Consider the following 18,640-nt stretch of genomic DNA (forward strand, 5'->3'; position numbering starts at 1 on the left):
CTGTCACACGCCCTTTTTTATTTATTCTATTTCTTTAAAGGCAGATCAAGCCAGAATGATTTGTCTAAACTTAACAAAGTTAGTACAGGAACAGTTGCAGCTTTAACTGTACGAGTAGTTGTTTCTGGTATCTGTCTTGCCGTGAACGTGTTCCACAAATCCCAGATTGAAGCGACACGGAAGATGGAAGAAGCATTGTTGACGCGTTTTATCGTTGAAAATTCTAATCCTGTGATTGGCACGCCATCTGTTGTCCATTTGATTGGCACATCGAATCGCTTAGACATATTGAGGATTTCAGCGTTTGCTTCTTCAGTTGTTGCTGCTTCTTTTTTCGGTTCATCATATTTTGTCAGGTCGTACGCTTCGATGATCGCATTCAATTTTTGTGAATATTGGCGATCTGTAGCATAACGTCCTTCCAAATATTTGGTTGCTTCTTTGTAGTCTTTTGTTTCCGACTTCCAAGTTGGTTTGTAGAAATCAGGATTGCCAGTCAGTCCATTTTTGATCAAGTCGGCATAGTCTTCCAAACTTTCCTTGTAAGAAGGATACTTACGGAATTGTGCGCGGATTTGGTAGCTTTGTCCGGAACTATCTTGTTCAAGTGTATTGAAGGTCACGCTGCTTCCTTTATACGATCCTTTGATACCAAAAAGGTTATGATTTGGTTCGCTTGATAATAAGCTGTTTCCAGATCCACTTTCAAGGATAGCTTGAGCCATCATGACTGATGCGTAGATTCCTTCTTTTTGGCCGATTTCCTGTGCATCATCTGCAATCTTTTTCAAGAACTGATCAGTTGTTTGGTTTTGACTGAAATGGAACGAGCCATCTAATCCATCTAAAATAGATGAGCCGCCTGTCAGCGAACCTGAAGCAGCAGGTAAACCTGCTAAGTTTACTCGGACAGCAAAATCAGGCGTGAAATCTGAAATAGAAGTTACTCGAACTTTATCTCCTGGTTGGGGCGCATGGATAAATTGTCCGTTCCCAATATAGATACCTACATGGTGAGTAACACCGGAAGAAGGTCCCCAGAAGACGAGATCGCCAGGTTGGGCCTGACTTACTGGAATCTGCGTACCTGCATATTGCTGTTCGCCTGTCCAGCCACCGATATAATGACCGGTTGCTTTCATATATACGTAATAAGTCAAACCAGAACAGTCAAAAGTATTTGGACCTTTTGCTCCCCATACGTATGGTTTTCCAAGATGCTTGAATGCTTCTCGAACGATTGCTTGTTGGACATTCGTTGCATTTGTAGGCAATACAGCATCAATTGGTGATTTTACAACAAAATCAGAAGAAGCAGAAGATGGATTCTCTATACCGCTTTGATTTGCTGTATTTGGACGAGACGAAGCATTGTTCGTTCCGCCATTCGATGAACCATTGTTTGGATGGTTTGGTTCTCTCTGAGTATTTCCATTGTTATTCGATCCAGATGGGTTTGTTTGATTCGAAGAATTCCCGCTGTTCGAATTATTGTTATTATTGTTTGAATTATTTGAACCATTATTATTGTCGCTATTGTTGTTATTACCCTCATCTGGTTTATTTGGCATTTCCGGATCTGGTGTACTAGGGACTTCTTCACTAGGATCAGTTGGTTCCTCTGTTGAAGTATCCGGTACAGGTTCAAATTCTGCAGTAATAGATAAATTGTTCGTACCTACTGTAAAAGTCTTTGCCTCATAGTTCACTTCTTTAGCACCATTCACAGCGACTGAAGCAATTTGTTCACCTTCAGCTGGCGTAATAGTGTAAGTCACCTTCATTCCTGCTGATAAACCTTCTACCGTTCCGCTTTCTGTGATATTCAAAGGTTGCTGTTCAGCGGTATCCTCTGACGAAGCAGTTAGTTGAATCTTCCCAATCAAAGAAGGAGCAATCGTAAGGGTATATGTCTCGGCTGGCTTTTCATTTTCTGATGGATCAGCCGGATCAGTTGGTTCGGTCGATTCTGTTGATGAGTCAGTTGTTCCGGTTGTGCCTTCTGTAGAAGAATCCGTTGTTTCGCTAGTAGCTGAGCTGGAAGTAGATGTACCTGTTGTGACTGTTTGATCGGTTGTTTGATTATCTACAGCAAATACGGCATTAGTCGACAAAACAGTAGGAGCAATCAGCCAAGTAGCAGCTAGCAAACGCATCGTTTTTTTGTTTTTCATAATAAACTAGTCCTTTTCCTTTCATTGATTTTCTGTTTTATTCAGCATTCATAAGTTATTCGATTGAACAGATAATCGTGTCGAAAAGCTTTTTCTTTCTATGAATCTGCTTGTGTATTCTAAATAAAACAAGTTGTAAAAAAGCAACGAGCAGTCATTCGTTGTGGTTTGATGTTCATTTTATTGCATAAGCCATCTTTGTTTGGGGATAAACAAGTGGGGATAAAAATGGTCATGCATATGTAAATTATACCAAAGATTGGAGAGTATCACAAAAAATTTATAAAAATAACGATCCTAAAAAAGAAAAAGACTGAAATATGTGATAAGCATCTCACACTTCAGTCTTTTTTCGTTCATTATTCGTACGACATTAGGTCTTCATCAAACCCGCTAACAAGGGTGGTGATCATTGCTACGACTAGACTAACAGCCAATCCTGCTAAGTACCAGAAAAAAGTACCGGAAATAAAGGCTGGCAATGTGGTAAGACTACCAAATACAAAAGCGATCGCTTTCACTTGAGCAAATCCCATGACAGCTCCACCAGCAGCTGCACCGATGCAAGCAGCAACAAATGGTTTTTTCAATGGAATCGCGATTCCGTAAACAGTAGGCTCGGTCACTCCCGCAAGTAAAATCGAAGCGAAAGCAGAACCAGAAATCGAACGTGTTTTTGAACGTTTACTTCGGAGGAATACCCCTAAAGCTGCACCAGCCATTCCAAAATTAGCTGCTCCTGTCAACGGAACGATACGGTCGAACCCATAAGCTGAGATATTGCTGATCATGACAGGATTTACAGCCCATTGGATACCAAATATCACCAAAATATTCCAGCCTCCAGCGATGATTGCTCCACTGATCGGACCGTTAATATCCATCATCCAAGTAATTGCTGCAGCTAAACCTTCACCAAGATAAACACCGGCAGGTCCGAAGACCATTAATGTCAAAGGAACCGTGATGACTAATGAAAGTAAAGGTACAAATACTAATTGCATGTTTTCACGAATATATTTTTTAAGGAATCTTTCGACAAAAGAATAAAAGAAAATACCTAAAATCGCCGGCATGACAGTAGAGGTGTACTGCATCAGTACTACAGGAATCCCCAGAAAATCAGTAGCTGCTTTACCACTATCTGAAAGTAAAGAGGTCAAATTTGGCTCAATCAGCGCTGCAGCAATGACAGCCGCGATATATCCATTCACTTTAAACGTTTTGGCGGCAGAAAAAGCGAGAAAGATTGGCAGAAAATAAAAGACAGCATTCGACGCAGCAGACAAAATATGATAAGTCCCGCTCGTTTCACTAAGCCAGCCAATCGTAGTCGCTAAAACAACCAGACCTTTTAATATACCAGAACCGGCAAATAGGGGAATGATTGGCGTAAAGATTTCCGATATCAAACCAAATAGTTTTTCAATCGGATTTAGCTTTTCTTTCGGAGCTGAATGATCGATTTGACGTGTCAATTCCTTATAAGCAGGAGCCAATCCCTGATCCATAATTACTTCTGCATATCTATCGAGTAAAATGAAATATTTGATGGAAGGGATTTGCTGCTTTAATTTTTCTACATTTGCTACTGGCTGTTTTTGTAATTTGATACGAAGCCGAGTCGCACATGGGAGGACAGAATCAATATTGTCCTTTCCTCCTAACTGATCAATCAGCATATGAATCTGCTCGGACAGTACCATCTGTTCAGGATTCATTGTCGTTTCCATTAGAAGACCACTCCACTCACTAAGATAATATTGGCATAAGGTGTCATCTCGCCTGTACGAATAAATGCATGGCAGTTATTCAAATCTTTTTTCATTTCTTCATGTGGGATAAAGCTAATCGGTGTATCTGGTAACAGGAATTTGATTTTTTCCAATATTTCCGGATTCATTGTCTTTATTTCTTCCGCCAATTCAATGGATTGTACTTCAAGTTCTTCTAAAACGTTTTCTAAAACAGATAAAAAGCTTGGAAGTCCGTTTGAAACAGCTAAATCTATTTTTTCAGTACCAAAGGGAACAGGCATGCCTGCATCCCCGATACTTAATTTGTCAAAGTGTCCCATTTGTGCGATTACTCGTGAAATATCTGAATTGATGACTTTTCCTTTTTTCATGTTTGTTTCTTCCTCTCGTTGTTAATTTATGACTGCTGATTGTTCTAAAGATTCACGGTAAGGGATAGAAGGTTGCGCACCATAAGACTGTACGGCAATAGAAGAGGCTAGATTTCCATAAAGGATCGCTTCTTTCAAGTTACCAAGGTCTGGCTGAAGTGTGCTGCTCAATGCCCCAATAAATGTATCACCTGCGGCTGTCGTATCGACAGCATCTACTTTAAAAGCAGGGACGATACCGTGTTCTTTTTTTGTGTGGTAGAAAGCACCGACACTGCCCAATGTAATGATTACTGTTCCAATGCCTAATTCATGCATTTTTTCAGCTGCTGCGACCAAACTGTCATGGTCTGTAACTCTGATTCCTGTAATAATTTCTGTTTCTGTCTCATTTGGTATAATGATATCTGTCTTTTCGAGTAGTTCAGTAGGAATGGTTTCTCGAGCTGGTGCAGGATTCAGGATCGTTGTTTTTCCTGCGTCTTTTGCAATAGAAAAAGCTAGGATCGTCGCATCTAAACTACTTTCGAATTGAGCAATAATAAAGTCACTGTTTGTAATCAATTCTTTGTTCTTTCGGACTTCTGGTTCATGGAAAGCATTATTTGCGCCTGCATGAATCAAGATACTGTTTTCTCCTGCGGCGTCCACCATAATCATTGCTTGTCCGGTTGCGGCGCCCTCGATTTCAGCAATTCCAGATGTATCGATGTTTTCTTTCGTCAGTAGATCCAACAATTGCTGTCCTTCACTGTCAGTTCCAACACCTCCAATAAAAGATGTTCGTGCGCCTGAACGTTTGGCTGCCACTGCTTGGTTGGCGCCTTTGCCTCCGCCAGCGTGAAAAATCTCATGTGCATGCATCGTTTCTCCTGGTTTTGGCATTTTGGTTAAACGAAGGGTAGTGTCCATATTAATACTTCCAATTACTGTAACCGTGTTCATTTCACAAACCTCCAACTATCTCATTTATTTTGATGGGAAGAATTATTTTTTAAAACGTTTTAGTAAAACGTTTTAATAGTTCGATAAAAATATAGCACACCTTGAAAGCTATTTCAAGGGTGCAGTCGAAAATCTTTTTTCTAGTCGTACAGGTAGCCGTTTTTCTTCCCACTCTTTTTCTGGGAATTGGATTCGATCTAACAATAATTGGGCAGATGTTTGCCCCAATTCGAAGATTGGTTGTGCGATCGTCGTCAGTTTTGGCTTGATATATTCGCACATATCTATATTATCATAGCCAATAATGCTATAGTCTTCTGGGATGCTTTTTCCAGCTTCCTCTAATCCGCGATATAATCCAAAAGCTAATTCATCATTTAAAGCAAACACACCAGTTGCAGCAGAATCAAGAAGTTTGGCTGTGATTTGGTAGCCGCCTTGTTTTGAGAACTGTGTGGGCAAGAGGATCAGTCGGTCGTGGGGGATTTGGTAAACATCAAGAGCAGATTTAAACCCATCAATCCGAGCGTGGACATTTTCCGGAAGATTTTCAGGATAGACAAGGGCGATCGTTTGATGTCCTAGACTAAGCAGGTGCATACCTGCCAGGTAACCACCGCGAAAATCGTCTGTTCGTACGGCATCACTAAATCCTTCAGATTTTTTTTGATCCAAAACAATGAAGGGCCGGCCTTGTTTTTTCAAATTTTCGTTGATTGCATCTGTAGAGACAGCAGAAGTCGCGATAATGAATCCATCCACACCTCGACGTGTGAGCTCGGCTAGGTACTCGATTTCTTTTTGATGATCAGAATCAGCATTACATAATATCGTGACGAAGTTCTGATTGTACAAGATATCTTCAATTCCTCGCATCAATGTACTGAAGAATGGATTCGTGATATCAGGAACGAGTACGCCAATCGTTTTCGTTTCCTTGGTAATCATTTGTCTAGCAAAATAATCAGGTTGATAACCTAATTCTTCTTTAGCAGCTAAAACTTTCTGAACGGTTTTCGGACTGAATTTCTCCGTATTTCCATTTAATATCAAGGAGACGGTTGTGATTGAAACGCCGGAAAGTTTAGCGACTTCTTTGATTGTGATCTTTTTTTTCACCATGTTCATACTCCTATCTAAATCCTGTGGTTATTTTCCCATGAAATCAAAAAGAAGTAAATGGAAATCACATATGCCAGTACTTATTTGCTTTGTTGGATCGCTTCGATTATTTGTTTCGTTGAGCGTACTCGTGCAGTTTTCGGAAATATCTTTTTTATGAACAATTGATGCGATTCTTTGTCACGATCACTGCAAGCATCTTCAGCAAGCACGATATGGTACCCGTGTTGAAAGGCATCTAATGCAGTAGCATATACACCGTTTGTTGTCGCTACACCGCTTAAAATGATGGTCTCGATTCCACGACGGCGAAGTTGAAGATCAAGAGAAGTACCAAAAAAAGCACTTGGATTGTATTTTGTGATAGTCAACATATTATCTGTATCTTTCAAAGAATCCTTCAAAAGTAAATCAGTGAATTCTGGAGGTACAGAAGCAGTCATTCCACCCATATCAGTTTGTTGACTCAAATAAGGGAAAGTGGAGATGTCTACATTCACTAAAACTTTCAAGGCAGCGGTATGTTTCAATGTACTTGCTAACCAATCATTGTTTGTCAGAATAGATGCTGCAGTGTGTGGAGAGAGTGTACCGTTATTTACGATCCCTTTTTGCATGTCGATCGCGACAAAAGCAGTTTTTGATAAATCAAAAATTATATTTTCCTTTAAATCATTCATGATGTTCCTTCTTTCAAATAACAATGTTTTTTATGTAAGTAAATCATAAATCGTTTATTTGTCAACTAAATAAAGGATTCCTTTCTTTAGTCTAGAGAAATTCAATGGTAAAATAAATAAGTGTGAGAAAACGCATTCGATGCATAGATATAGCGAGAAATATCGTGAAAATGGAGGAATCAGAGTGAAGTATGTCGAAGTAAAAAATGAATACAAACGATACAAGATGGGAGAAACGACCATTATAGCAAATGACGATATTTCTTTTTCAATTGAAAAAGGCGAATTAGTGATTATACTTGGCCCTAGTGGAGCGGGAAAGTCAACGATTCTTAATATTTTAGGTGGGATGGACACACCTGATGAGGGGCAGATCATTATTGATAACACAGATATTGCACAATTTTCAGACAAGCAGCTTACTGCTTACCGACGAACAGATGTAGGGTTCGTCTTCCAATTCTATAATCTCGTTCCTAATCTAACAGCAAAAGAAAATGTGGAATTGGCAACGGAAGTTTCCCCTGATGCGCTTGATCCTGTAGAAGTATTGACGCAAGTGGGCCTAGCTCATCGATTGAATAACTTTCCGTCCCAATTATCAGGAGGCGAACAGCAGAGGGTTTCCATTGCTCGAGCATTAGCCAAAAACCCTAAACTGCTTTTATGTGATGAGCCGACAGGTGCACTGGATTTTGAAACAGGAAAGCAAGTATTGAAATTATTGCAAAATGCTAGCAGACAACATGGCAATACTGTTTTGATCATTACACATAATTCTGCTTTAGCGCCCATCGCTGACAGAGTCATCCACATCAATGATGCGAAAGTAAGGTCAGTTGAATTGAATGAGCATCCTTCATCCATTGATGAGATTGTATGGTAGGGGGATTTTATGAAAACAAAAACATATCTTAAAGCAGGTTTTCGAGAAATCCGGCAATCTAAAGGGCGGTTCATTGCAATCATCCTTATTGTCATGCTAGGAACACTTTTATTCGTAGGTGTCAAAACTGCTGGACCTGTCATGCAAAAAACGATGGATCACTATGTTGGTACAGCAGGACTTTCTGATTTGCAAATCGTTTCTACTGGTGGCTTGACACAAAAAGATATCGCTCAAGCAGAAAAGATCCCAGATGCAAAAGTAGAAACAGGAAAACAGTTCTATTATTCCAATACTGGCAAAAATGAAGTGATTCAAATCTTTTCTTATAACAAAAATAGCAGGCAGAACAAGCTACAATTAATTGATGGAAAACGCCCGGAAAAACCCAACCAACTTTTATTAGATGAAAAAGCGGAGAATGCAGGGTATAAAATCGGTGATGTCTATCAGATTGATTCAGATGAATTGAAAGAAAAAGAGTATACCATCACTGGCTTTGTCCGTTCTCCATTGTTCATCAACAATTTGGAGAGAGGATACGCGAATGTCGGAAATGGTAGCGTTGATTATTTTGTCTATTTGCCTGAATCCAATTTCAAGACGGATATTTATTCTGTCTTATATCTCGATTTTACGAACGTAAATAATTTGAATACGTACAGCAAAGCTTACAAAGATAAAATGGAGCAAAATCAAGAAAAGGCAGAAAAGTATTTACAAGATCGACCCGAAGAACGCTTAGAAGAGCTGAAAAAATCGGCAAACGAAGAATTAGAACCAGCACAGCAAAAAATAACAGAAGGCAAAGCACAAATAGCACAGGGAAGAACACAGTTAGAAGATGCTAAAAAACAGTTAGCGCAGCAGTCAGCAGCTATCCAGCAGTTTCCTGAAGCGCAACGGACAATCGCTGTACAAACTTTGTCTCAACAAGAAGCTCAACTCGCTGATCAAGAAAGGCAGTTAGTTGAGAAAGAAAGAGAACTAGCTTCTGCGGAGGAAGAATGGAACGAAAATGCAGAAAAAATTGAAAATTTAACTAAACCATCATACCTATACAATGAACGTTCAGAAAATGTCGGGTTTCAAGAATTTGGTGATCTGGCTGAACGTATCGCAGCAATCGCTAACGTTTTTCCTGTCTTCTTTTTCTTTATTGCCGCATTGATCACCTTTACGACAATGACGCGTATGGTAGAAGAAAACCGCAGGGAAATCGGAACATTGAAGGCGTTAGGTTATACGAAAGTTGAAATCGCAAAAAAATATGCAATCTATGCAAGTCTAGCTTCAGGAATAGGCATTGTTTTAGGAACGATATTAGGAACGAATCTTTTACCAAGGATCATTTTTGAACTATCTAACGAGCGATATGACATTGGGAGTGCTCTTGTTTTTTATGACTGGTCACCGATTTTACAAGCAGCTGCCGCATTCTTCATTGCCGCATTTGGCGCTGCAATGATTGTTTTGTTCAAAGATCTAAGAGAACGGCCTGCTGCATTGCTTCAGCCGAAAGCACCGAAGCCAGGGAAACGTATTTTTCTTGAATATATCACTCCGCTGTGGTCACGCCTTAGCTTTAATCAAAAAATCAGTTATCGAAATCTCTTCCGATACAAGTCAAGAATGCTTATGGCGATTATCGGAATTGCTGGCTGTGCCGGTCTGATGGTTGCGGGCGTGGGATTGAAAGATTCTCTAAGTTCTGTCTCAGCCAAACAATTTGGACCAATCATTGACTATCAAGCAATCGTTACATTAGATTCATCCACGGAAGAGAATCATCAAAAAGCAGCGGATATGTTGCAGCAGCAAGAAAAAGTAAATGAGATCCTAGCTATTCATACTCAAACCGTAGAATTGAGAAAAAAAGGGCATGCTTCGCAAAGTCTGACAGTGATCGTACCGAGTAAAACAGCTGATTTTGATCGTTTTATCCATTTAACAGATCTTGAAGAGAACCCACGTTCCTTACCTAAAGCAGGAATCGCTATTACGCAAAAAGCAGCAGAACTATTTGACTTATCTACAGGAGATCATATGTCGCTTTATGATGAAAATCAAAAAGAATGGAAAGTCGAAGTAAAAGAAATCGTGAAAAACTATCTAGGCAGCTTTATTTATTTGTCCCCTGAATATTATGCTTCAGTGACCGATCAATCGATGACGGATAATGCATTTTTGCTGCGTACAGATAAGATGACAACGGAAGAAGAAGAAATGCTTTCCGAGAAACTGCTTGCTACAGACGCTGTGACAAATACATCTTTCATGTCCAAACAAATCGAAACGCAAGAAGAATCAATGGCGAACTTAGACTCGGTTGTATTAATCTTTGTCGTATTGTCAGGATTGCTGGCTTTTATCGTCTTGTATAATCTAACTAATATCAATATTTCCGAACGTGTACGCGAATTATCTACGATAAAAGTCCTTGGATTTTTTGATAAAGAAGTCACGATGTATATTGTTCGAGAAAATATCATCTTTACTCTCTTAGGGATCATTGGAGGATTTGGTGTAGGATATGTATTGACTGACTTTATCTTACAACAAGCATCTATGGAGAATGTCATCTTTCCACTAGTGATTACATGGTGGGCTTATGTTTTATCAGCAGGATTAACCATCGTATTCACGGTTATTGTGATGATTGTTACCCATTTCAAATTAAAGCATATCGATATGATTGATGCGTTGAAATCGAATGAATAAAAACAGAGGTTGTGAAATCAGCGGTTTGACCTGAGTATTAGAGAAACAAACGGCAAAATAGTTCCTCATATTTTTCATTTGAAAGGACTTATTGACGTAGATGAAAGCTTTTGAACATCATTTATAGAAGAAACAAGAACATTTTGCTATTTTAAACAAGAGACTAGACAAATACATGTCTGATCTCTTGTTTTTTATTGGACAACACCCTCTTAGGAAGTATAAAGATAAATTTTACAAACGCTTTCGGTTCAGTTATAATAATAAATGATAACTTGTATATATAAGTTGTGATAGGTAAGAAATCAGTTGAATGGAGGCAAATATCCATGACATTTAAAGACAAAGTCATTTATCAAATCTATCCCAAATCTTACAAAGACAGTAATGGTGATGGAATTGGAGATTTAAAAGGAATTAAAGAAAAACTGCCATATTTGAATGATCTAGGGATCGATATGATCTGGCTAAATCCTATTTATCCAAGTCCTCAAAAAGACAACGGTTATGATATCTCTGATTACACAGCCATCGATCCTATCTTTGGTACGATGGAAGAATTCGAGCAACTAATAGCTAAAGCAAAAGAATACCAAATAGAAGTCATGCTCGATATGGTACTGAATCATGTTTCGACAGAACATGAGTGGTTCAAAAAAGCACTAGCAGGGGATCAGTATTATCAGGACTTCTTCATTTTAAGAGAAGAACCAACGGACTGGGTATCAAAATTTGGTGGGAGTGCTTGGTCGCCCTTTGGAGATACAGGGAAATATTATCTGCACTTATATGATCAGACACAAGCTGACTTGAACTGGCGGAATCAAGCAGTAAGAGAGGAATTATTCAAAGTAGTTCGTTTTTGGATGGAAAAAGGGGTAAAAGGATTCCGTTTCGATGTTATCAATGTTATCGGTAAAGACGAGCAATTGAAAAATAATAAAGAAAATGATGGTAAACCTGAATATACGGACAAACCAATCACCCATACGTATCTAAAAGAATTGAACCAAGCAACGTTTGGGACGGATTCCACTATCATCACAGTCGGTGAAATGAGCTCTACGACGATCGAAAATTGTATCTTGTATACAGAACCTAGTAGAGAAGAATTATCAATGGTCTTTAATTTTCATCACTTGAAAGTTGACTATGAAAATGGCAATAAATGGTCAACTCCCCCATTTGATTTTGCAGAATTAAAGCGACTGTTCCATACTTGGGGAGAAAAGATGAGTGATGGTAATGGCTGGAATGCTTTATTTTTTAATAACCATGATCAGCCACGTGCGCTCAATCGGTTTGTAGCTATCGATCAGTATCGAAAACAAGGAGCAGAGATGCTAGCAACCATGATCCATTTAAATCGTGGAACACCATACATTTATATGGGAGAGGAAATCGGCATGGTCGATCCAGACTATTCATCAATTTCCGACTATATTGACGTAGAAAGTTTGAATGCTTACAAGTTGCTCCTTGCACAAGGATTCACAGAAAAAGAGGCGTTCCGTCGAATCAAAGCAAAATCTCGTGATAACTCTCGAACACCCATGCAATGGTCCGATGCAGAACAAGCAGGTTTTACTACAGGAAAACCTTGGTTAAAAGTTGCAGGTAAGCTAGAAGAGATCAATGTAGAGAAAGAACGATCTTCTGAGGATTCTATTTTGTCCTATTATAAGAAATTGATTCGATTGAGAAAAACATATCCAATCGTTGCACAAGGCGATTATCATGCTTATGGAGCAGATCATCCGCAAGTTTATGGCTATCTTCGCCAATTTGAAGGGCAGCAACTGCTTGTATTAACAAATTTCTATGATAAAGATACAAGGATCACCATTCCAGAAGGATTCACAGAAGCCGATATTCTTATCGATAATTATCCCGATACTGTTCTCCATCAAAATCTGGAGCTAAAACCATATCAGGCAATTGCTTTACTGAAAAACTAAAATAAAAAAGTATAAAACGCCGATCCTACGAGCTATTCTCGTGAGATCGACGTTTTGTGTTTTATTTAAAATAATCTTCTTCAGAAAATGAAGAGTGTTCATACTCTCCTTTGTCGCCATAAAATTTATTGTAGCGTTGTTTGAATTTACGGAAAATAAAAGTAACGAGTAATTTGACTAACGTATAGATAGGAATACCGAAAATAACGCCCACAATTCCCATTAGATCACCCATGACAAGCAAAACGATCAAGATCGTAATCGGATGGATCTGCAAACGATCACCCATTACTCGAGGAATCACCAAGTCACCATGGAGAAGTTGTACGGCAAACCAGACAATGACAAATTTGACAGCCATAAAAGTAGAGTCTTGGAATGCAATGATCAAACCCGGGAAAAAAGCGATAAACGGTCCAATATATGGAATAATACATAATAACCCAGCAGAAATAGCTAAAACACTGGCAAATTCTAATCCGATCAGTAAGAAACAAACCCAGTAGACTGCTCCAAGGATAAATGAAGCAATGATCTGCCCCTTTAAAAATGAACCCAATTGTTGATTAGCAATCTTTGTCAAATTTTTAAAGTCTGTACGAAATGCTGGTGGGACAATCGCTAAAACTGACTGATAAAATTTTTGAGGATTTCTCAAAAGGAAAAAAGTGACAATGGGCCCAGTAAATAAAGTAATGAAAATAGCTGTAACAGTTGAAAAAATATTGCTGATCCGTTGTGCGCCACTTTCCCAATAATTTCCAATAAAGCCAGCTATATCAGACGTCACGTCATCAATAGAAGTAAAAAATTGATTAAATGAATCGGCAAAAGGTGTTTTTTCCAAAAATTGACGGAGACTCTCTTGGAAATCTTGAAATAAATCTGGCAAACTGCTAATCAATGTTTTTGTCTGTTCTTCAAGAAAAGGAACAAGCCATACGCTTCCAAGCCCCAATAAAAATAAAATAATCACATAAACAATAATGACTGACAGGTTCCTCGAAAGGTGCTTGCTTAAACGTTTGATGACTGGTTCCAAAAGATAATATAAGATCAGCGCAAACAATAATGGGGGCAAGATAGTAGCGATAATAATCCCAACAGGCTTGAATATAAATGAAATCTGATGGAAAAAATAAATGATCAGTGCCAGCAGGATCACCATACCTAAAACATAGTAGGAGGTTTTGCCTCCCAAAAAGCGGATCAAACGATTCGTTGTATCTGTTTCTTTTTTCACTCATTTTCCTCCTTTGTCTATAACTTTATTATAGACAAAAGAGGGGATAAAAGGAAAATGATAGAGGTTGATTGAAAAAATATCGGGAACCATCCATACGAATTTTCTCCTCAATTAAAATAAGAAAACGCTTGACAGCTCTTTTAGCCCTATGATAAATTAAATTCTGTTGCTAAAGCGTAACTATTACGATTTGTTAGAGGCGAATCGGAACATTCAAATGAAAGAAGATGAGAAGGAGTGTTATAAATGAAACGACTGATAGGTATATTGGCTACACTGGTTTTAACAGGTATGTTAGCTGGTTGCGGGGCAAATGGAGAAGCAGGGGACAGTAAAGAAAAGCTGAGCGTGATGACGACCTTTTATCCTATGTATGATTTTACAAAAGCAATCGTCGGGGATGAAGGAGAAGTAGAATTATTGATTCCAGCAGGGACTGATTCCCACGATTATGAACCTTCTGCTAAAGACATGGCAAAGATCCAAGATACAGATATCTTTGTTTATAATGATGAAAACATGGAAACATGGGTCCCCGCAATCCAAAAAACATTACAAGAAGGCAACGTCCATACGATAAAGGCGACAGAAGGTATGCTTTTACTTCCGGGAAGTGAAGAAGGACATGATCATGTCCATGAACACGGGGAAGAAGGTCATACACATGAGTTAGACCCGCATGTATGGCTAGCACCAAGTTTAGCAATCAAGCAGGTAGCAAGCATACGTGATCAGCTGATTGAAGCCTACCCAGAAAAACAGGAAGTATGGACAAAAAATGCAGCAGCCTATACCGAGAAACTTCAAGCACTCCATCAGCTTTATCAAGAAACATTTAAGCAAGCAAAACAAAGATCTTTTGTCACGCAACATGCTGCATTCAACTATCTGGCATTAGAATATGGATTGAATCAAGTATCTATTGCTGGTCTTTCTTCTAGTGAAGAACCGTCTGCGGCGAGAATCGCTGAACTGAAACACTTTGTTAAAGAACATGGAATCAACTATATTTATTTTGAAGAAAACGCCAAAGATAGTATTGCCAGAACGTTAGCAAACGAAGCAGGTGTATCTTTAGAAGTATTGAATCCTTTAGAGGGGTTGACGAATGAACAAATAGAAAATGGAGAAAACTATCTTTCTATCATGGAAGCAAACCTCGAAGCGTTGAAAAAAACGACAGAGACAGAAAACCCGTTAGAAGATACTTTGACCCCCAAAAAAGAAAAGAGCGTCTATAACGGTTATTTCGAAGACGAGGATGTACAAGATCGCTCTCTTTCAGATTGGTCAGGAACTTGGCAGACAGTAGATACGTATGTAGAAGATGGGACATTTGATCCTGTTTTTGAATATAAAGAAAAATTGAATCAGGATAAGACAGCACAAGAATATAAAGAATACTATACGAAGGGCTATCAAACAGATATTGCTTCAATCAAGATCGGTGAGAAAGAGATGGCATTTACGTTTAAGGATGGAACAACGAAACGTTCAAATTATCGTTATGTAGGGAAAGAAATCTTAACCTACGAGGCAGGAAACCGTGGTGTAAGGTATCTATTCGAAGCAGAAGATAAGGAAAGTGGCGCGTTTAGATATATTCAATTCAGTGATCACACGATTGCACCGTCTGACTCCGAACATTTTCATTTATATGTAGGAAATGAAAGTCAAGAAGCATTGCTAAAAGAAATGGAAAATTGGCCAACATTTTATCCAGACACAATGAATGGCCGTGAAATTGCACAGGAAATGCTTTTGCACTGAGAGACAAAAAGAACCGAAGGGTTTGGATCGGCTGATTATTTAGTCGGTCCAAACTATTCGGTTCTTTTTATGAAATTAACTTTTTTAATCCACGGATAGAGACAGGGATAGTCTCACCGTTTGCCAACGTGACTTCTCTGGTTTTTTTATTAATCGACCGCACGTTTTGTGTATTGATAACATAAGATTTATGACAACGAATAAAATTCCGATGCATTTTCTCGATTTCTTTGATCTTCTCGTAGAATTGCAATTGAGCATGAGTCAAATGAACTTCCAATTTATGTGGTGCGCCTAACGAAGTAGAAAAATATTGGATTTCTTTAATCGGTAAAAATTTAATTTCATCATTGAACTCTATTTTGAAGATATCTTTTTGGATCTGGGACATTTGAAAATCTTCAAAAATTTTGCTCAGGATCTGCTCGACATTTTCTTTTAAATCATAAAGGTCTTCTTTCACAATATAGTCAGTCGGCTCAATGTTGCTTTTTAAGATTGTCATCGACATTTCCGTATGAGAAGTCACATAGATTATTTTTCCTAAAGGATCTAATTCACGGATCAATTTACCAATCGCTACGCCATCCATTTCACTGTCTTCTAGTTCAATATCTAAAAAGTAAATACCAAAAGAAGAAGTTCTGATCTTGGCCGCATTGAGAAGTTCTTCCGGATCAGAGGTAGAAATATGAACATAACTGTCTAAGTTTTCAATCATGATCCTGTTTTTGATCACCGTTGATAAAACTTCCAATTGTTTTGGATCGTCTTCACAAATATAAATGGGAATCATATCATTACTCCTTTATTTTATTTGTATATAAATCGTTTGAGAAAAACGTTGGTTTTCAATTGATGTTTCAAGGAAAAGATAAGGGTTTGTCTTTGTCAATTCATCCAAGATAAACAACCCAAGTCCTTCGTTTTTTGGATTTGTTTTTGTTGAGAAACCTTTTTGTTTCAACTGGTTTAACGGTAATGTATTTGTTGTTGTATTGATTACGCGAATCATCACGGAATGATTTTTCTTGATGATTGTCAATTCGATCTTTTTCTTCTTTGCAGCACTAGCTCCTTCAATCGCATTGTCCAAGATAATACCAAGCATACGTACAAGGTTTACCGTATGTTTCGTATCCAACTCGATTGGTTTAGGAAAATGAAGCTGGACGATCAATCCTTTTTCCTGTGCCATCATGAGTTTTAATGACAGTAAACTGCGTATTTCAGGAACTTTCATATTATCCAACATACTTAGATTGGCCGGGAAAAGGTTCATCATCTGGCGTGTAGGCAATATCGTTTGATCGTAGTACGATCGTAATCCTTCCAAGTCGCCTTCTGCAATATAGCTGTGAAGAGAAAAGAGCAGATTTTGGTAATCATGTTTGAATTCTCTCAAGTCTTGATAGTTTTTTTCCAGATCTTTGATATAATCCTGTTGCATTCTGACTTGTTGCTCTAACAACTGATCAGCTAATTTCTTATTAGAGATTTTCCAATAATAAACCAAGATGATCAAGCCGACACACAGATAAAGAATGAAAAAACTAGTATTCAAAGCTAAGACATCAGGTGTTTCACCAGAAAAACGGGTATAAAAAATAATGATATAGTATGTAAATAATATCAACGTCCCAATCGTACCGATCATACGGCGGTCCACTGTGTGAAACCAAGTCTCTAACGATTTTTTAAAACAAAAAGCTAATAAAGCAGATAAAAGAGCGGATAAGGCGATGTGAAAATACTGCAAGGAATCTCCTGGTTCAACAACCGCAGATTTCAAAACAAAAAAATCGCCGATGCTTGTTAAATGATCTCCTAAAAGCGACGTCAATAATCCAAAAGGAAGCGCGTAAACTAATTGTTGACGCGAAGTCGAAAAGAAGAAAAAAGTAAGCATCAGCATTCCTATAGCAATTAGAGCAGTAAAAATCCCTAAAACTGAGTAGACCCATCCAATCAAAACGCAAGAAATCAGAGTAACTCCTGCAAACAGATAGTTGTATCGGATATGATGGTCAATCAATAAGATACAAATTGTGTAAATCAAATATTGCAACGCTATGGACCATAAAAACATAAAGTACAGCTCCCATTGATTTTTACCAAATTATAGCACAATTAGCGTATTATTTTTTTAATTTTTCAGGGATTTTGAATTCAGAACTCATACCAAAGCAGCAGCCAGATACAAAAAAGTCAGATAAGTTAGTTAATTGTTTAATGATTGTTTTTTTCATGAAAGATTCCTCCAAAATTCATCAAGTAGTTTGTAATAGGAAGCAACGTAGCTATTTCTAAAACAATCCCAAGTAGCAAATAGGTAGAAAAGTAAGAAGCTGAGAAAAATAAAGTGATGAGAGAAAAAATTAGAAACATGCTGATCGCCTTCTTTAATAATGGTGGACGTTTCTCGGGTTCAATGGGATTGATTGCTGTACCTCTTGATCCATAGCGAAGCAGTAACAAAAAGCAGCTGATTAACAAAAAGACCATCATTGGGAAGGAGATAGTCAATTGCAGATGTTTCATCACCAAGGGAACGCCCCATAAATAAAGCAGTGTCCACAGCAGACAAACGAATTCAGAGTCGGAATGCAATCCATAAGCATATCTGCGGATACAGATATAGGAAAGAAAGGTGATTCCTGTTTCCGCCCATGAGCCCGTCACCAGAGAAAAGACTAGAACGACCGCTAGTTTTCCAAGGTTGTTCAATAAAACTTCTAAGGCAAATTTTACTTGGACATACACCATATCTTCTTCCGATTTGTCTCCGCTGAATAAGGTTTCTAATAATTTGTTCACAACTTTATCTTTCATCTCATACGTACCTCCACCACAAATTCTATGCTAAAAAAATAAAAAACGTGTTTTGTTTCATAAAAAGTGGTTTTGGCATCAAAACCGTCATGATTTCCTTAAAAAAATCTTCATTTTTTAAATCCTTTCCAAAAAAGGTGACAGTTTTGATACGAAAAGTACTTTTTATGACAAGTTT

Annotated in this window: 14 protein-coding genes; 4 read left to right on the forward strand and 10 right to left on the reverse strand. The window is 38.2% G+C overall.

The features are described from left to right. Window positions 1–26: 26 nt before the first annotated feature. The 6 genes from ESP02_RS07570 to ESP02_RS07595 all read right to left on the reverse strand — a co-directional run bounded on the left by ESP02_RS07570 (window position 27) and on the right by ESP02_RS07595 (window position 7,049). Window positions 27–2,174, reverse strand: coding sequence for a glucosaminidase domain-containing protein (locus ESP02_RS07570; RefSeq protein WP_038398425.1), 2,148 nt, complete (start codon window positions 2,172–2,174; stop codon window positions 27–29). 359 nt (window positions 2,175–2,533) lie between these two features. Continuing rightward, a complete protein-coding gene (locus ESP02_RS07575; protein ID WP_002373274.1) occupies window positions 2,534–3,907 on the reverse strand; it encodes a PTS transporter subunit EIIC in 1,374 nt (457 codons plus the stop codon). After that, complete coding sequence (rbsD, locus tag ESP02_RS07580; RefSeq protein WP_002373273.1) at window positions 3,907–4,302, reverse strand: D-ribose pyranase; 396 nt, start codon at window positions 4,300–4,302, stop codon at window positions 3,907–3,909. Before rbsD ends, ESP02_RS07575 begins: the two co-directional genes overlap by 1 nt. 21 nt (window positions 4,303–4,323) lie before the next feature. Next, window positions 4,324–5,247, reverse strand: coding sequence for a ribokinase (gene rbsK, locus ESP02_RS07585; RefSeq protein ID WP_002373271.1), 924 nt, complete (start codon window positions 5,245–5,247; stop codon window positions 4,324–4,326). A 108-nt stretch (window positions 5,248–5,355) separates the two neighbouring features. Beyond that, complete coding sequence (rbsR, locus tag ESP02_RS07590) at window positions 5,356–6,369, reverse strand: ribose utilization transcriptional repressor RbsR (RefSeq protein WP_010731924.1); 1,014 nt, start codon at window positions 6,367–6,369, stop codon at window positions 5,356–5,358. Between the two features lie 80 nt (window positions 6,370–6,449). Beyond that, window positions 6,450–7,049 carry an isochorismatase family protein gene (locus ESP02_RS07595; protein WP_002373269.1) on the reverse strand — a complete coding sequence of 200 codons (600 nt, stop codon included), beginning with the start codon at window positions 7,047–7,049 and terminating at the stop codon, window positions 6,450–6,452. A gap of 184 nt (window positions 7,050–7,233) precedes the next feature. On the opposite strand from ESP02_RS07595, the gene ESP02_RS07600 reads away from it, so the two are divergent. The 3 genes from ESP02_RS07600 (at window position 7,234) to treC (ending at window position 12,614) form a co-directional block, all read left to right on the forward strand. Then, entirely contained in the window at window positions 7,234–7,935 is a 702-nt protein-coding gene (locus ESP02_RS07600; RefSeq protein ID WP_010731926.1) for an ABC transporter ATP-binding protein, read from the forward strand. Window positions 7,936–7,944: 9 nt separating this feature from the next. Then, window positions 7,945–10,656 carry an FtsX-like permease family protein gene (locus tag ESP02_RS07605; RefSeq protein ID WP_002373266.1) on the forward strand — a complete coding sequence of 904 codons (2,712 nt, stop codon included), beginning with the start codon at window positions 7,945–7,947 and terminating at the stop codon, window positions 10,654–10,656. A gap of 329 nt (window positions 10,657–10,985) precedes the next feature. Further along, on the forward strand, window positions 10,986–12,614 hold the full coding sequence (treC, locus tag ESP02_RS07610) for an alpha,alpha-phosphotrehalase (RefSeq protein WP_025478401.1): 1,629 nt from the start codon (window positions 10,986–10,988) through the stop codon (window positions 12,612–12,614). 61 nt (window positions 12,615–12,675) lie between these two features. Here treC and ESP02_RS07620 read toward each other — a convergent pair whose 3' ends face one another. After that, window positions 12,676–13,857, reverse strand: a complete 1,182-nt coding sequence (locus ESP02_RS07620) for an AI-2E family transporter (RefSeq protein WP_002293256.1) — start codon at window positions 13,855–13,857, stop codon at window positions 12,676–12,678. A gap of 249 nt (window positions 13,858–14,106) precedes the next feature. Between ESP02_RS07620 and ESP02_RS07625 the strand changes: the two genes are divergently transcribed. Beyond that, on the forward strand, window positions 14,107–15,630 hold the full coding sequence (locus ESP02_RS07625) for a zinc ABC transporter substrate-binding protein AdcA (RefSeq protein ID WP_002373262.1): 1,524 nt from the start codon (window positions 14,107–14,109) through the stop codon (window positions 15,628–15,630). A 67-nt stretch (window positions 15,631–15,697) separates the two neighbouring features. On the opposite strand, the gene ESP02_RS07630 is transcribed toward ESP02_RS07625, so the two are convergent. From ESP02_RS07630 to ESP02_RS07640, 3 genes are all read right to left on the reverse strand, one after another. Beyond that, the gene (locus tag ESP02_RS07630; protein WP_002373260.1) at window positions 15,698–16,426 is read right to left on the reverse strand and encodes a LytTR family DNA-binding domain-containing protein; all 729 of its coding nucleotides are present in this window, start codon (window positions 16,424–16,426) and stop codon (window positions 15,698–15,700) included. A 12-nt stretch (window positions 16,427–16,438) separates the two neighbouring features. Then, a complete protein-coding gene (locus ESP02_RS07635) occupies window positions 16,439–17,719 on the reverse strand; it encodes an ATP-binding protein (protein ID WP_002373258.1) in 1,281 nt (426 codons plus the stop codon). Window positions 17,720–17,859: 140 nt separating this feature from the next. Further along, window positions 17,860–18,462 (reverse strand): accessory gene regulator B family protein, encoded by a 603-nt coding sequence (locus ESP02_RS07640; protein WP_002293263.1) that lies wholly within the window; start codon window positions 18,460–18,462, stop codon window positions 17,860–17,862. Between the last annotated feature and the right edge of the window lie 178 nt (window positions 18,463–18,640).

Source organism: Enterococcus sp. NBRC 3427, assembly GCF_007996925.1.
Taxonomy (GTDB): Bacteria; Bacillota; Bacilli; order Lactobacillales; family Enterococcaceae; genus Enterococcus_B; species Enterococcus_B lactis.